The 13820-nt window shown below is 71.2% G+C and carries 15 protein-coding genes and 1 pseudogene; 5 read left to right on the top strand and 11 right to left on the bottom strand.

Annotation, left to right across the window (positions count from 1 at the left end; translation table 11 throughout):
* The first annotated feature begins 261 nt into the window (after window positions 1-261).
* Window positions 262-876, top strand: coding sequence for a phosphatase PAP2 family protein (locus tag C1I93_RS21685; protein ID WP_223256445.1), 615 nt, complete (start codon window positions 262-264; stop codon window positions 874-876).
* Window positions 877-882: 6 nt separating this feature from the next.
* Here the strand turns inward: C1I93_RS21685 and C1I93_RS21680 are convergent.
* The 7 genes and pseudogenes from C1I93_RS21680 to C1I93_RS21650 all read right to left on the bottom strand — a co-directional run.
* Window positions 883-1590 (bottom strand): annotated as a pseudogene (locus tag C1I93_RS21680) (winged helix-turn-helix transcriptional regulator); the annotation flags it as partial.
* A gap of 26 nt (window positions 1591-1616) precedes the next feature.
* Window positions 1617-2480 carry a phosphate ABC transporter ATP-binding protein PstB gene (gene pstB, locus C1I93_RS21675; protein ID WP_111245131.1) on the bottom strand — a complete coding sequence of 288 codons (864 nt, stop codon included), beginning with the start codon at window positions 2478-2480 and terminating at the stop codon, window positions 1617-1619.
* A 1-nt stretch (window position 2481) separates the two neighbouring features.
* Entirely contained in the window at window positions 2482-3396 is a 915-nt protein-coding gene (pstA, locus tag C1I93_RS21670) for a phosphate ABC transporter permease PstA (protein WP_111245130.1), read from the bottom strand.
* A complete protein-coding gene (gene pstC, locus C1I93_RS21665; protein WP_223256446.1) occupies window positions 3393-4385 on the bottom strand; it encodes a phosphate ABC transporter permease subunit PstC in 993 nt (330 codons plus the stop codon). The genes pstA and pstC overlap by 4 nt, the downstream gene beginning before the upstream one ends.
* Window positions 4386-4467: 82 nt before the next feature.
* Window positions 4468-5544, bottom strand: coding sequence for a phosphate ABC transporter substrate-binding protein PstS (gene pstS, locus C1I93_RS21660; protein ID WP_111245128.1), 1077 nt, complete (start codon window positions 5542-5544; stop codon window positions 4468-4470).
* 115 nt (window positions 5545-5659) lie between these two features.
* On the bottom strand, window positions 5660-6304 hold the full coding sequence (gene phoU, locus C1I93_RS21655) for a phosphate signaling complex protein PhoU (RefSeq protein ID WP_111245127.1): 645 nt from the start codon (window positions 6302-6304) through the stop codon (window positions 5660-5662).
* Between the two features lie 23 nt (window positions 6305-6327).
* Window positions 6328-7668 (bottom strand): MGH1-like glycoside hydrolase domain-containing protein, encoded by a 1341-nt coding sequence (locus C1I93_RS21650; RefSeq protein ID WP_111245126.1) that lies wholly within the window; start codon window positions 7666-7668, stop codon window positions 6328-6330.
* Window positions 7669-7753: 85 nt separating this feature from the next.
* On the opposite strand from C1I93_RS21650, the gene C1I93_RS21645 reads away from it, so the two are divergent.
* Window positions 7754-8371 (top strand): class I SAM-dependent methyltransferase, encoded by a 618-nt coding sequence (locus C1I93_RS21645; protein ID WP_111245125.1) that lies wholly within the window; start codon window positions 7754-7756, stop codon window positions 8369-8371.
* A 12-nt stretch (window positions 8372-8383) separates the two neighbouring features.
* Here the strand turns inward: C1I93_RS21645 and C1I93_RS21640 are convergent, their stop codons facing one another.
* Window positions 8384-9250, bottom strand: a complete 867-nt coding sequence (locus C1I93_RS21640) for an NAD(P)-dependent oxidoreductase (protein WP_223256448.1) — start codon at window positions 9248-9250, stop codon at window positions 8384-8386.
* A gap of 147 nt (window positions 9251-9397) precedes the next feature.
* Here C1I93_RS21640 and C1I93_RS21635 point away from each other — a divergent pair, with 147 nt between their 5' ends.
* Window positions 9398-9763, top strand: a complete 366-nt coding sequence (locus tag C1I93_RS21635; protein WP_111245134.1) for a winged helix-turn-helix transcriptional regulator — start codon at window positions 9398-9400, stop codon at window positions 9761-9763.
* On the opposite strand, the gene C1I93_RS21630 is transcribed toward C1I93_RS21635, so the two are convergent.
* Both C1I93_RS21630 and C1I93_RS21625 read right to left on the bottom strand, forming a co-directional pair.
* On the bottom strand, window positions 9744-10829 hold the full coding sequence (locus C1I93_RS21630; RefSeq protein ID WP_181445274.1) for an erythromycin esterase family protein: 1086 nt from the start codon (window positions 10827-10829) through the stop codon (window positions 9744-9746). The genes C1I93_RS21635 and C1I93_RS21630 overlap by 20 nt on opposite strands.
* A gap of 42 nt (window positions 10830-10871) precedes the next feature.
* On the bottom strand, window positions 10872-11261 hold the full coding sequence (locus C1I93_RS21625; RefSeq protein ID WP_111245122.1) for a MerR family transcriptional regulator: 390 nt from the start codon (window positions 11259-11261) through the stop codon (window positions 10872-10874).
* A 62-nt stretch (window positions 11262-11323) separates the two neighbouring features.
* Here C1I93_RS21625 and C1I93_RS21620 point away from each other — a divergent pair, with 62 nt between their 5' ends.
* A complete protein-coding gene (locus tag C1I93_RS21620) occupies window positions 11324-11932 on the top strand; it encodes an NADPH-dependent FMN reductase (RefSeq protein ID WP_223256450.1) in 609 nt (202 codons plus the stop codon).
* Between the two features lie 40 nt (window positions 11933-11972).
* Here C1I93_RS21620 and eccB read toward each other — a convergent pair whose 3' ends face one another.
* A complete protein-coding gene (eccB, locus tag C1I93_RS21615; RefSeq protein WP_111245121.1) occupies window positions 11973-13361 on the bottom strand; it encodes a type VII secretion protein EccB in 1389 nt (462 codons plus the stop codon).
* Between the two features lie 188 nt (window positions 13362-13549).
* Between eccB and C1I93_RS31715 the strand changes: the two genes are divergently transcribed.
* A complete protein-coding gene (locus C1I93_RS31715) occupies window positions 13550-13726 on the top strand; it encodes a hypothetical protein (protein ID WP_181445273.1) in 177 nt (58 codons plus the stop codon).
* Window positions 13727-13820 lie beyond the last annotated feature (94 nt).

Here is a 13820-nt window from a genome sequence, read left to right as displayed (position 1 = left end):
ACCCGGCACCGAGTTCGGCCGGCAGGTAGCCGGTCGGGTCGCTGCCCGGGCCGGTCATCCGCTCCACGACGGTCTGCAACACCGCCCGTGCGACAGTCGCGGCCAGGTCGGGCGTAAGGCCGGAGCGACGCGCCACCGCGTCGACGAAAAGGGGAAACCGCACGGCGTCCTCCCGTCGTCAGCGCCGCGCTGGATACCCCCGCCCGCCCCCGGTAAACGAAGGGGCCGCGCCGGTGGAACCGGTACCCGTACCGTGAGCCCGTGCCCACCGTCGTCGACCGGACCCCCCGGTCCACCTCTCATCGAATCGCCCGCGTCAGCACCGAGGTGTTCGCACCCGCGGTGTTCGCCGCCGTCCTGCCCATGGTGATCGCCGTGCACAGCACCGCGCCGGCCGTCGCGGTCGGGGTCGGCTGGGGCGCGCTGGCCGTACTGTTCTGCTCCGTCATCCCGTACGGGATCATCTGGCTGGGCGTACGACGCGGTCAGCTCACCGACCATCACATCGGGGTACGGACCCAGCGTCGCCGACCGATGCTGTACGGGCTGGTCTCGGTCCTGGTCGGCCTGCTGATGCTGGTGCTGCTCGGCGCGCCGGGGCCGCTCGTCGCCCTGGTGCTGGCGATGCTGGCCATCGTGGCCGCGATCGCCGCGGTCAACCAGGTCTGGAAGCTCAGCGCCCACGCGGCGGTCTGCGCCGCGTCGGTGACCGCGCTCACCTACGTCCTCGGCCCGGTGGCCAGCCCGCTGCTGCTCCTGATCGGGCTGGTGGGTTGGTCACGGGTCCGGTTGGGTGCCCACACCCCGGGTCAGGTGGTCGCGGGCACGCTGCTCGGTCCGCTCGTCGGTGCCCCGATCTTCATCCTGCTCGGCTGACCGGGTGGCCGGCACGAACCGGTAGCCCAGGCCGCGTACGGTGACGATCATCGGCGGCTGTTTCCCGTCCAGCGCGAGCCGGCGGCGCAGCCGTTTGATGTGCACGGTGAGGGTGTTCGACGTGTCGTCGGCCGTCGCCCCCCAGACCGCGGCCAGCAACTGCTCGCGCGTGATGATCCGCTCGGCGTGCCCCATGAAGAAGTAGAGCAGCCGGAACTCCTTCAGCGGCAGGGCCACCGTCCGGCCGTGCAGACGCACCTCGAACGTCGACGGGTCCGCCCACAGCCCGCCGAGTTCGATGGGCGGATCGAGGGTGCCGGCGGTCTCCGGGCGGATCCCGCGCAGGATCGGCAGCACCTCCTCGGCCCGGTACGGACGCCGTACCCCGGCCGTGGCTCCCGCTCTGAGCCCGGCCGCGGCGGCTCCGCCGTCGTCATCGCCGACCCCGACCACGGTCGGGATGCCGGCCCGCCGGGCCAGCAGCCGGACCAGCTCGCTGCTGTTCATGGTGGTCAGCCCGGCGGCGACCACCGCCGCGTCCGGGCGCAGCGCGCCCGCGGCCAGCAGGGCCTCGGCGGCGTGCGGGTAGTGGTGTCCGCGTACCCGGTGCGCGGCCAGTTGGGTGACCAGCGCGGCACCGACGCTCTCGTCGTCGTCCACCACGAGCAGCACGAAACGCCCGTCACCCGTGGTGGTCTCGACGAGGTTGTTCATCGCGTACCGGCTCTGGTTTCCGTGGCTCAGCCGAAGCGGCCGGTGATGTAGTCCTCCGTACGCTTGTCCGCGGGGTTGGTGAAGAGCTTGCCGGTCTGGCTGAACTCGACGAGTCGGCCGTGCCGCACCTGCTGCTCGTCCACCTCGGCGGTGAAGAACGCGGTGTGGTGGCTGACCCGGGCGGCCTGCTGCATGTTGTGCGTGACGATGACGATGGTGTAGTCGTTCGTCAGCTCGACCATCAGATCCTCGATCTTCGCCGTGGCGATCGGGTCCAGCGCCGAGCAGGGCTCGTCCATCAGGATGACCTCCGGTTTGACCGCGATCGTCCGGGCGATGCAGAGCCGCTGCTGCTGACCGCCGGAGAGCGCGAGGGCGCTCTTGCGCAGCTTGTCCTTGACCTCGTCCCAGAGGGCGGCCTGGGTCAGCGCCTCCTCCACATGGTCGTCGAGGCGGCCCTTGATGCCGTTGATCCGCAGCCCGTACGCGACATTGTCGAAGATGGACTTCGGGAACGGGTTCGGCTTCTGGAACACCATGCCGATGTGGCGGCGGACCTGGATCGGGTCGACGTCCCTGGCGTACAGGTCCTGCCCGTGGAACGAGACCTCACCGCTGACCCGGGCGCCCGGGATGGGGTCGTTCATCCGGTTGAGCGCCCGCAGCACCGTGGACTTGCCGCATCCCGAGGGCCCGATCATCGCGGTGACCTGGTTCTGCTGGATCGGCATCGTGGTGCCCCGGACCGCCTCGTAGCTGCCGTAGTAGACGCTGACGTCGCGCAGCTGCATCACCGGCGCGCCGGCCGGTTCGGTGCCGGAGGCGGTGGTGCCGGCGGGGTGTATCGCGACGGAGGGGCGGGTGGTGGTGTGGGTGTCGTTGCTGGCCATGTCAGCGCTCCTTGATGGCGAACCGGCTCGAGATGAATCGGGCGATGATCGTGAAGCCGAGCACGATCACGATGAGCGTCAGGGCCGCGCCCCAGGCGCGGTCCTGGGCGGCGGGGAACGAGGTGCTGGCGTTGCGGAAGATCTGCGCCGGCAGCGCCGTGTTGGAGCCGTCGAAGAGGTTCCAGTTGGGCGCGAAGACGATGCCCGTGACGATGATGATCGGCGCGGTCTCGCCGGCCGCGCGGGCGACGGCCAGCAGTGCGCCGCTGGTGATGCCGGAGATGGCCGCCGGCAGCACCACGGTGAGGGTGGTCTTCCACTTGCGGGCGCCCAACGCCATGCTCGCCTGCCGCAGCTCGTCGGGGACCAGCCGGAGCATCTCCTCACTGCTGCGAATCACCACCGGCAGCATCAGGCAGGCCAACGCCAGGGCGCCGGCGAAGCCGGTCTGCTCGCCGACCAGCAGCACCCAGGAGATGTAGATGAACAGGCCCATGACGATCGACGGCACGCCGGTCATCACGTCGGCCATCAGCCGGATGAGCCGGGCCAGCGGCCGCTGCTTGCCGTACTCGTTGAGGTAGACGGCGCCGAAGACACCGAGCGGGATGGCCATCAGCGCGGCCATCCCGGTGATGAGCAGGGTGCCGACGATCGCCGGTGCCATGCCGCCGCCGACGCGCCGGTACGAGTTCGGGATGTCCCCGGTCAGGAAGGACAGGTTCATCACCCCGGCACCCTTGACGACGACCGTGTAGGTCACCAGGGCGAGCGGGATGACGGCCAGCAGCACGGCCCCCCAGATGGCGGTCGTGGCGAGGTGGTTGCGCAACCGGCGGCCGCCGGACAGGGCCGCCCGGGTCAGGTCGGGTCCGGCGGCGGCCGGACGGGTGACGGGCGGTGCGGTGGCGGTCACGCGAGGCTTCCCTTCATCCGGGCCTCGGCCCGCCGGACGACCGAGCGGGCGAGCACGTTGATCAGTACCGTCATCGCGAACAGCACGACGCCGAGGCCGATCAGCGCGGCGGTGAACGTGCCGGTGGACTCGCCGAACTGCTGCACGATGACCGCGGCCATCGAGTTGCCGGGGGCGAACATGTTCGCGGTGATGTTGGTGGCACCACCGATGACCAGGGCGACCGCGATGGTCTCCCCCATCGCCCGGCCGAGGCCGAGCATCACCGCGCCGACCACGCCACCGAAGCTGTGCGGCAGGACCGCACCCTTGATCATCTCCCAGCGGGTCGCGCCGAGCGCGAGAGCGGCGTCCTTGTCGGCGCGCGGGACGGTGCTGAACACCTCACGCGTGATCGACGTGATGATCGGCGTGACCATGATCGCCAGGATCAGGCCGGCGGTCATGAAGTTGCGGCCGCTGCCGACCGGGCCGAAGAGGCGGCCGAGCAGCGGGATCCCGCCGAGGATGTCGTGCATCCACTGGTAGACCGGAACCAGGGCGGGGGCGACGACCAGGATGCCCCAGAGGCCGAAGACCACCGACGGCACGGCGGCGAGCAGGTCGATCACGGTCACCGCCGGCCCGCGCAGCCGACGGGGCGCCAACTCGGTGAGGAACAGCGCGATGCCGACCGAGACCGGCACCGCGAACAGCAGGGCGATAAGCGACGAGACCGCAGTGCCGTACGCGAACGACAGCGCCCCGAAAATGGCGTCGCCGGTCGCCGGGTTCGGGTCCCAGATCCTTTCGGTGAGGAATCGGAGGCCCATCGCGTCGAACGCGGGCCATGCCTCGCGGACGGTGGTGATGAGGATCAGCCCGAGGATCGCCAGCACCAGCAAGCCGGTGCCGAGCGTCCACCAGGAGAAGACGCGGTCACCGACGGCACTGCCGCCGCGCCGGGTCAGCACCGGTCGGGCGGCGGGGGACTTGTTCGTCACGGTCATCTTCACTCCAGCTCAGGTGCTCCGCGCCGGGGACGGGATCGTGGTGATCCCGTCCCCGGCTGGCCGACTCCAGCGATCCTGATCAGCCCTGGATCTTGTCGACCTGGGCCAGCGCCTGCTCCTTGAGCGAGGCGGGCAGCGGCGCGAAGTCGATCTCCTTGGCCAGTTCCTGGCCGTCGTTGAGCAGGTACTTGAGGAAGCCCTTGACCAGGTCTGCCTTGGCGGCGTCACCGTAGGAGGTCTTCACGATGATGAAGGTCGGCGCGGTGATCGGGTAGGCGCTGGCGCCAGCGGCGTTGAGCGGGTTGTAGCTGAGGTCGTCGGCGATCTCGGCACCCTCCAGGCCGGCGGTGGTGCCCTCCAGCGTCGGCTCGACGAACTGGCCGTCCTTGTTCTTGATGGCGGCGAACTTCAACCCGGTGGCCTTGGCGTCGCTGAGGTCGACGTAGCCCACGGCGCCGTTGGTCTGCTGCACGATCTGCGCGACGCCGGTGTTCTTCTCGCCGCCCTGGGTGCTGGCCGGCCAGGCCACCGTGTCACCGCTGCCGAGCTTCCAGGTGCCGGCCGCGGCGGCGTCGAGGTACTTGGTGAAGTTGCTGGTGGTGCCCGAGCCGTCGGAGCGGTGCGCCACCACGATCGGGGTGTTCGGCAGCTCGACGCCGGGGTTGTCGGCCTTGATCGCCGCGTCGTCCCAGGTCTTGATGTCGGTCTGGAAGATCTTGGCGAGCGTCTCCGGGCTGAGCTGGAGCTTGTCGACGCCGGACAGGTTGTAGGAGACGGTGATCGGCGCGGCCACCGTCGGCACGTACAGGAACGAACCGGCGGCCACGCCGTCGGTCTCCTTGACCAGGCTGTCGGTGCCGGCGAAGTCGACCAGGCCCTCACCGAACTGCTTCTTGCCGGTGCCCGAGCCCGTCGCGTTGTAGGTGACCGTCACGTCGGCGGCCTCAGCCTTGAACGCCTCGATGACCTCTTGGTAATACGCGTCCGGGAAGCTGGCGCCGGACGCCTTCAGCTCGCCGGACAGGTCGGCGTAGGTGCCACTGCCGCCACTGCCGCCCGGCGATGTGCCGTTGTCGTTGCTACCACAGCCGGTAAGCGCGAGCGCGGCAAGCGCGACGCCGGCGAGGACGCGCCGCGAAAGCACGTTGCGGTTCACCAGGTAAGCCTCTCTATCGGGGTGCATCAGCCCGTCCGGGCCGTACGCGAGTCAAGCTAGGAGGCCCAGGTAGCCGTACTCCCGGCACCAGGTGAACGAAAAATGAACTTGGCGGTCAGAGCCGGATCGTTCCGGTGACCAGAAACACCACCTGCCGGGCGACGTTCACCGCGTGATCGGCGTACCGCTCGTAGTAGCGGGCGACAAGCGCCAGGTCGATCGCCGACTCCACGCCGTACGGCCAGCCGGAGACCAGCAGCGACAGCAGCCGTTTCTCGGCGGCGTCGACCTCGTCGTCGTCGAGCCCGAGCTGGGTGGCGTCGACCTGGTCGCGGGTGGCCAGCACGACCGCGGCCTTGTCCGCCATCCGGGCCGCCGCGTCCGCCATCGTGCTCAGCACCGCCGCCGCCTGCTGTGGCACCACACCCACCGGGTGCCGCATCAGGACGACCTTCGCGATGTGCACCGCCAGGTCACCCATCCGTTCCAGGGAGGCGGCGATCCGCAGCGCGCACACCACCAGCCGCAGGTCGGAGGCGACCGGCTGGTGCCGGACCAGCACCTCGGGGATCATCGCCTCCGCCTCGGCCCGATACCGGTCGAGCACCACGTCGCCGGCCACCACCGCCTCGGCCGCGGCCCGATCGGCGTCGAACAGGGCGGCGCTGGCGCCCCGGATCGCCGCGGCGGCCTCCCGGCTCATGGCGGCCAGCACACCGGTGAGGCGGTCGAGTTGCTCGTCCTGAATGTCCCGCACCATCGCGCCTCTCCCCTGCCTCGCCGTCACCGGTCCGGTGTCGCCAGCACGTCCAGCAGCAGCGCCGCCGTCCAGCCGAACGCCGGGGAGCCGAGGCCGACGCCGGTCTCCGGATGGAAATACTCGTGGCAGCCGGCGGTGGTCGCCAACTCGATCATCGACGCCCGCAGTCCGGCTGCCAGCTCAGTGTGCCCGTGCCCGAGCAACCCGTGCCGGACCAGCCAGTTGATGTTCATCCAACTCGGGCCGCGCCAGTAGCGCAGCGGCTCGAAGTCGGCGGCGGTGCGGTCGTGGCTGGGCAGCGGGCGGGGCATCCGGGTGGCCAGCCCGAACCGGGACGAAACCGCCTCGACACGTATCGCCTCGACCTGGCGCGCCGGCAGGTCGGGCAGGAGCAGCGGGGTCAGGCCGAGCACCGTACGGGCCGGGGTCAGCCGGCCGGTACGCAGGTCACGCGGGTGGAAGGTGCCGGTGGTCGGGTCGTACAGCCGGTTCACCAGCGCCGTGGTGATCCGGGCCGCACGCTCGGTGTGCGGGCCCGGGTCCGCACCGATCTCGCCGGCGATGCCCGCGAGCGCGTGCTCGGCGGCGCCCATCGCCGCGTTGAACAGCGGGCACTCCACCAGGAAGGGATGCTCGTCGGCCAGGCCGTCGTCGCGGTAGCCGGCCGTCCGGTAGGCGGTGACGATCGCGACGTAGCGCGCGTAGTCCAGGTCCGTGGGCCGGTGCGCGGCGGCGGCGTGGGCGAGGTCCCGCCGTCGGTACGCGCCCAGCGCCGCCACCTCGGCCGGTACCGCGGCCAGCGGTGCGTCCCAGGCCGGGCTGTTGTCCAACCCGGACTCCCACGGATGCACGATGCTGGCCAACCCGGCACCGCCGACATCGCGGTGGGTGGCGAGGTAGCGCTGCTGGGCCACCAGTCGCGGGTAGAGCCGCCCCAGCGCGGCACGCCCCGACTCCGACGGGGCGCGCCGGTAGGCGTGCCATGCGGCCAGCGCGTGCACCGGCGGCTGGACCAGCCCCGAGGTGGCCACCCGGGGTGCCCCGTCGACAGCCGCCGAGGCCCAGAAACCGGGGCCGGGGAAGTACGCGTCGACGGGCACCGCCGGGTTGAACACGATGTGCGGCACCCGTCCGTCGCGCCACTGGGCATCGAAGAGGCTGGTCAGCTCCGTCCAGGCGCGATCGGGGTGGACATGTGCCCAGCCGATCGCGATGAACGCCGAATCCCAGCTCCACTGGTGTGGGTAGAGGGTCCGCGACGGCGCCGTGTGGTCGTGCTCCCAGTTGCCGTCGAGCGTGCGCACAGCCAGCCGCCACAGCTCATCTTCGTCCGGTGTGGCCGGCACCAACTTCCCGCTCACCATGGGTCAGATCACGGTAGCACCGGGCGGTCATCGGCCTCATTCAGCCGCGCCCAGCGCCGCCACCGGGCTGGATTACGGTGGTCGGATGAGCGAGCAGAGCACCGGCAACCCGACCCGGTGGGTCACCGACACCGGCCCGGAGCACTCCCAGTGGTACGTCGACCGGTTCCGGCAGCTGGCGGCCGAGGGTGCCGACCTGGCCGGTGAGGCGCGGCTGGTGGACGCGCTGGTGCCGCCGGGATCGCGGATCCTGGACGCCGGCTGCGGCACCGGCCGGGTCGGCGCCGCGCTGGCCGCCCGGGGCCACACGGTGGTCGGGGTGGACGCCGACCCGGTGCTCGTCGAGGCCGCCCGCACCGACCACCCGGGGCCCCACTGGCTGGTCGGCGACCTGGCCGAGCTGGACCTCGCGGCGGCCGGCGAGGCGGCGCCGTTCGACGCGGCGGTGCTGGCCGGCAACGTGATGACCTTCGTCGCCCCGGGCACCGAGGTGGCGGTGCTGCGCCGGGTGGCCGCGCACCTGCGCCCGGACGGGGTGCTCGCGGTCGGCTTCGGCACCGACCGGGGCTATCCGCTGGCCACCTTCGACACCCATGTGACCGCCGCCGGTCTACACCGGGAGCACCGCTTCGCCACCTGGGACCTGCGCCCCTGGCACGACGACGCCGACTTCGCCGTCAGCCTGCTGCGCCGGCCCGCCTGACCCCACCGGCGGTCATCGGGGCCGCCGCAGCTCCTCGAAGATCCGGTCGGAGCCCTGCGTGCCGCGTCCGGCGGCGATCTGCCGGTGGACGAGATCGTGGATCGGGCGCAGCACCTCCGTACTCACGCCCTGGTCCCGGCTGGCCTGCATGATCGTTTCGAGCGCGACCCGGGTGAACTCCAGGCTCTGCTGGCCCTCGCCCGCGTAGTTGCCGGCGTCGATGACAGCGGCGCTGCCCGCCAGCGATCCGGTCATGGCGGCGAGGAAGGGCGCGGCCCGGGTAGCGAAGTCGGTGGCGGACACACCGTCCGCCGCCACCATCGCCGCGCCGTGGCTGAAGCCGGCGAACATCGCGTACATCCCGGCAAGGATCGCCAGGTCGTACAGGGACGCCAGACCGGCGTCGGCGCCGAGGTGACTGCTCGCACCCGAGCGGTCGAGCAGTCCCCGGTGAGTGTCGAAGGCGGTGGCCGAACCGCTGTAGAGCACCGCGGACCCCGGCCCGCCGATCATCGCCGGCACCGCCATGATCGCACCGTCGAGGTAGTCGATCTGGTGGGTCGCCGCCCAGGTGGCGAGTTCGCGGGCCTGGTCCGGCGTGGTGGTGGTGAGGTTGACCAGGGTACGACCGGAGAGCCGGTCGGCCACCGGATCGAGTACCTCGCGTACCGACCGGTGGTCGAACAGGCAGACCACCGTCACCTCGGCACCGGTGACGGCCTCGGTGACGGTGGCCGCGACAGTGGCACCCCGCTCGCCGAGCCACTGCGCCCGGTCCTGGCTGCGGTTCCACACCGTGACGGGCCGGCCGGCGTCGAGTACGGCGGCCGCGAGCACACCACCCATCGCCCCCGTACCCAGGAAGGTTGTGCTTGTCATCATTTTCCTCTGCTCTTTTCCGACGTTCTTGCTGGTGCCGTCGGAAATGCTTCCCCGACACCTTCTGCCGGGCAAGTACCTACTATTTTGTTCAATACTCACCTGGTGGTAAGTATTGGGTTCCACCAGGTGTCCAAGGAGGACTCATTGGCAGCGGAGGCGAGACGCGGGCCGTACATCTGCGGCCTCGACGCCGCGATGGACGTGGTGTCGGGCAAGTGGAAGTCGCTGATCCTGTGGGAGTTGCACCACCACGGCGTACGCCGTTTCGGTGAGCTGCGGCGCGGCCTGCCCGGGGTCAGCGAGAAGATGCTGATTCAGCACCTACGCGAGATGGCGGAGGACGGGCTGGTGCACCGTGAGGTCTACCGTGAGGTGCCGCCCCGGGTGGAATACTCCCTCACCGAACACGGCACGTCGCTCAACGAGGCGCTGCGGGCGCTGGGCGCATGGGGCACCGCCCGCCGGCAACGTCTCGCCGCCGAGACTCCGCTCAATCAGGTAGCGGGCTGATCGCGGTGACCGTGGGGATGACCGCGACCGCGTCGAAACTGCCGGCCAGCGACGGCAGCTCGTAGTAGTGCTCCGCGTCGCGGTCGGCCTGGTAGAGACCGGAGATCACCCGGGTCCGCCAGGGCTGGTCGGAATCGTTCGCGAGGGAGTGCGGGTCGACGATCCGTACCGCATCGCCGTGGAGCAGCCGCGCCTCCAGTGACGTCGGGTCGGGGTCCGGGATCTCGGTGCCGGGGATCCGTCCCCGACCGAAGGTGATGTGCGCGGCGGCGTACCGGTCCCCCAGCGCCGCCCGCAGGTGCGCGCCGGTCATCACGTGGCCGTGTGCCGCGACCCGGGGGCTGCTCTCCCAGAGCACGATGCGGGCACCGGTGCGCCGCTGATGGTCCAGGAGTCGTTCGGCTGCGGCACGCTCCTCCCGCTCGGCGTCGTACCCGACACCTATCGCATTGGCGTGGAAGTCGACGATCCCGTCCATCAGCCGCACCGCGTCGTCGTGTCCCGGGCCGCCGTCGAGCCGCGTGGCCAGGTCGCGGGCGGTGCGGGCGAGTTCGACGTACGGCACGCCGGGATGGGTGCCGTGCAGACGCTGGACGTGTTCGCCGCTGTCGTGGGCGGTACGGATGACGGCGAAGAGTTCCCCCACCCGGGTCGCGGTCGGCTGGTCCAGCGGGGCGAGCAGGGCCAGCACCCGGTCGTAGTCGGCGGGCAGCGTACGGGAACCGGCGATGCCGACCACGCGCACCGGATCCCCCGGGTGGTGTGCGTTGTGCCGGCGGATCCGGTGCACCGCGTCACGCATCTCGGTCGTGCGCCACGGACCCCACGCCTGGCGTAGTGCCGCGTCCAAGTCGACGTCTCCACCTCGGACGAACCGGTCGTAGCGGTCGCAGACCCGCTCGTTGTCGTGCAACGCGACGACCCGGAACCCGTGCTGGATCAACGCGTGCGTGGTCTGCTCGACCAGCCGGAAGGTCTCGTGGGCCTCCCGGGTGCTGGTGCCGAGACCGACGATCGTGGCCGTTTCGACGAGCGCGGCGAGCGCCCGTGCGTCTGGATCACTCATGCCCCGACGATCGGGGTTCACCATATGGTGAAGTCAAGCCGCTCAGGATGCCGGATCGCTCCGGCCGATCTCGCACAGCTTCGCCCCCGACTGCATCGCGGCCAGCTGCGCCTTGAGGTTGCGTACCCGTTCCTCGACCTCGGACACCAGACGTTCCGCGACCCGACCCCACTCCTCGGGGGTGGGTTGGTCGGAGAGATCGGCGAACAGGTCGGCGATCTCCCGCACGGTCAGCCCCGCCCGCTGGGCGAGCTTGGCCACCTGGATCCGGCACGCGGCGGACTCGTCGAAGCGACGCTGGTTGCCCGAGGTGCGTACCGCCCTGATGACGCCGTGGTTGTCGTAGAAGCGGACGGCGGACGGCGCGACGCCACTGTGAACGGCGACGTCGCCGACACCGAGTGTCCTGGTGGAGGGCGTGAGAGGCGTCATGACCGCAGACTAACGCCTCCCGACTTGACTTCAACCTATGTTCACGATGCACGGTTTCGGGCGTGACCATTTCGACCGGACAGCACAGCCAACCGGCCGCCGCGGCGCCCCCGTCCCGGGTACGCGTCGCCGTCATCTCCGCGAGCGTCCGTAAGGAGCGGATGGGCCCGGCGATCGCCCGCTGGGTCGTCGCCGCCCTGGACCCGTCGATCGACGCCGACCTGATCGACATCGCCGAGGTCACGCTGCCCGACGACGAACTCCTCTGTCCCGGCGGCGGGCCGAAGAGCGAGGTCGCCCACCGGATAGCCGCTGCCGACGCGTACGTGTTCGTCACCCCGGAGTACAACCACAGCTATCCCGCCTCGCTGAAGCGACTGATCGACTGGCACTACGGCGAGTGGCACCACAAACCGGCCACCGTCGTCGCCTACGGCGTCCAGGGCGGGTACGCGACGATCGAACACCTACGCGGGGTGCTCGCCGAACTGAGCGTCGTGACGACCCGCCGGGTCATCGGGCTGCCGGCACCCTGGCGGTCCCTCGACGACCAGGGCCGGTACGCCCCGGACACGGATCTCTCCCGGGCGCTGGCCGCGACCCTGACCGAGCTGCGCTGGTGGGCGGAGGTCCTCGCCGACGCCCGCCGATCCCGCCCCTTCCCCGCCTGACACCCGACCCTTCCACGGGGAAGAGTCGCGACGGGGAGCATCAGGCGGGGGCCGCCGTCTGCCGGGCTGCCGCCGGGTCGAGGCCCGCGCCGGCCGGGACCAGGCTGACCACGCCGGCCGGGAGCCGGAGCGGGCGCGACTCGCCGTAGCCGAGCATGGCGCGTACACCGGCGTCGGCGAGGACGTGCCGGCGGCCGAGATCGGTCACCACGGAGATCGCTCCACCGGTCGCGCCGGGTGCGGGCACCGACTCGACGAGCGCGCCCCGCCCCGGCTCCACCAGCACGTGGTCGGCCACCACCGGACCGGCGGGCCCGCTGCTGGCGCGTGGGGCCGCGGTCAGCTCCGGCAACTCCGCACCGTGCCGCAACTCGACCTGCCCGGCCTCGTCGGCGACCCCGGCGCAGAGCGTCGGGGCGGCCATGGTGGCCAGCCGGGGCGGTGCGTGCGGTGGCGCGTGCGGACCGGTCGGCGTGAGGTCGTCCCGCTTCGGCAGAGCCGCGAACCGGCCGAGGCTGATCTCCTCTGGCGCCCGCTGCCCGGTCCGGGCGAGCAGCAGGGCCGCCTGAAGCTCGGTGATGCCGGCGAGACCGTCCCGCTGCACCACCGCGTGCTGCCGGGTGCCACCGGAGTTCTTGACCAGCAGCACGTCGCCGATCCGGGCGTCGGCGATCCGGGTGGACCACTCGCCGAGACCTGGCAGCTCCAGCGGCGCCAGGTCCAGTCCCGCCGGCACCGTGTTCAGCAGGGCCGCGGCGACCGGTACGGCTCGGGCCCTGGTGACCGCCAGCGCGGCCAGCACCCGGTCGGTGTCGCGGATCAGGTGGCGGCGTTGTTGCCAGAGCAGGTGCAGCTGACCGTCGGGGGCGCGCAGCAGCAACGCCTCCTCCCCGAGCGGCCGGCCACCGGCGGCGCCGCTGCCGATCAGCAGCACCGACCGGGACTGTCGCCGGCCGTCCTCGGTGGTGTCGACCGAGCAGACCGTCCACGCGTCGCCGGCGAGGCGGGCCGCCGCCGGCAGCGAGTCGGGCGCGTCGGCGATGCCCAGCGGCAGGCCACGGGGCACACCCTCGATCGACCGACGCGACACCAGGACGGTCTTCGGCCGCTCGGCACCGATGATCAGCAGCGCGGAGGCGTAGTTGAGCACCGGATGCAGCCGCTGCTCGCGGTAGACGAACCGGGCGCCGGACTCCTTCTCCACGATCACCGCATTGCCGTCACGCCACTTGACGCCACCGCCGACGAACAGGCCGTAGAGGGCGAACCCGCCCAGCCCGATGGCCGCCACCAGCACGCTCGCCAGCGCCGCGCCGGCGAGCCGGCGGAACGGCGACTGCGGCGGATCGGTCTCCCGCATCACCACGGCCGCGACCACCCGCTGGATGGTGAACTGGTACGAGTGCAGCTGGTCCTGCCGCGACGGCATCGGATCCCCTCCGGCGATTACGGTCGGGGCACAGGATATGCGGTGCGTCGATATTGCGTGAACCCTGCGTCACGGCCGCTCATCCCGGGCGCGTGCGTCCTGGTCAGCCGGCATGACCTGGGCGGAACCGGGTAGCTGGTTCGACAAGCCGCCCGGATCCGCCGGACGGCTTGGTTCGGGAGGTGGAGATGCGCGCCCTGCTCTGGGTCGTCGGCGTGGTCGCCGGAGTGCTCGTTCTGCTGGGGCTGCTGCTCGAGGCGGTCCGCTGGCTGGTGATCATCGGCATCATCGCCCTCGCCGCAGTGATCATCCTGGCGTTCGTCAAAGGCCGCCAATCAGCCCACAACTACCCCAGCCGCCACTGACCCCACGGCGAATCTTGGTACGAAACGGCCCCTCCGGGGGGGGGCGGTTTCGTACCAAGATCGGTTGGCGGTCAGACGCCGGCGTGGGCGGGGA

Source organism: Micromonospora endophytica (assembly GCF_003236305.1).
Classification (GTDB): Bacteria; Actinomycetota; Actinomycetes; order Mycobacteriales; family Micromonosporaceae; genus Micromonospora; species Micromonospora endophytica.
The sequence above is the reverse complement of the archived record's forward strand: the minus strand, read 5'-3'. Positions and strand labels throughout refer to the sequence as shown.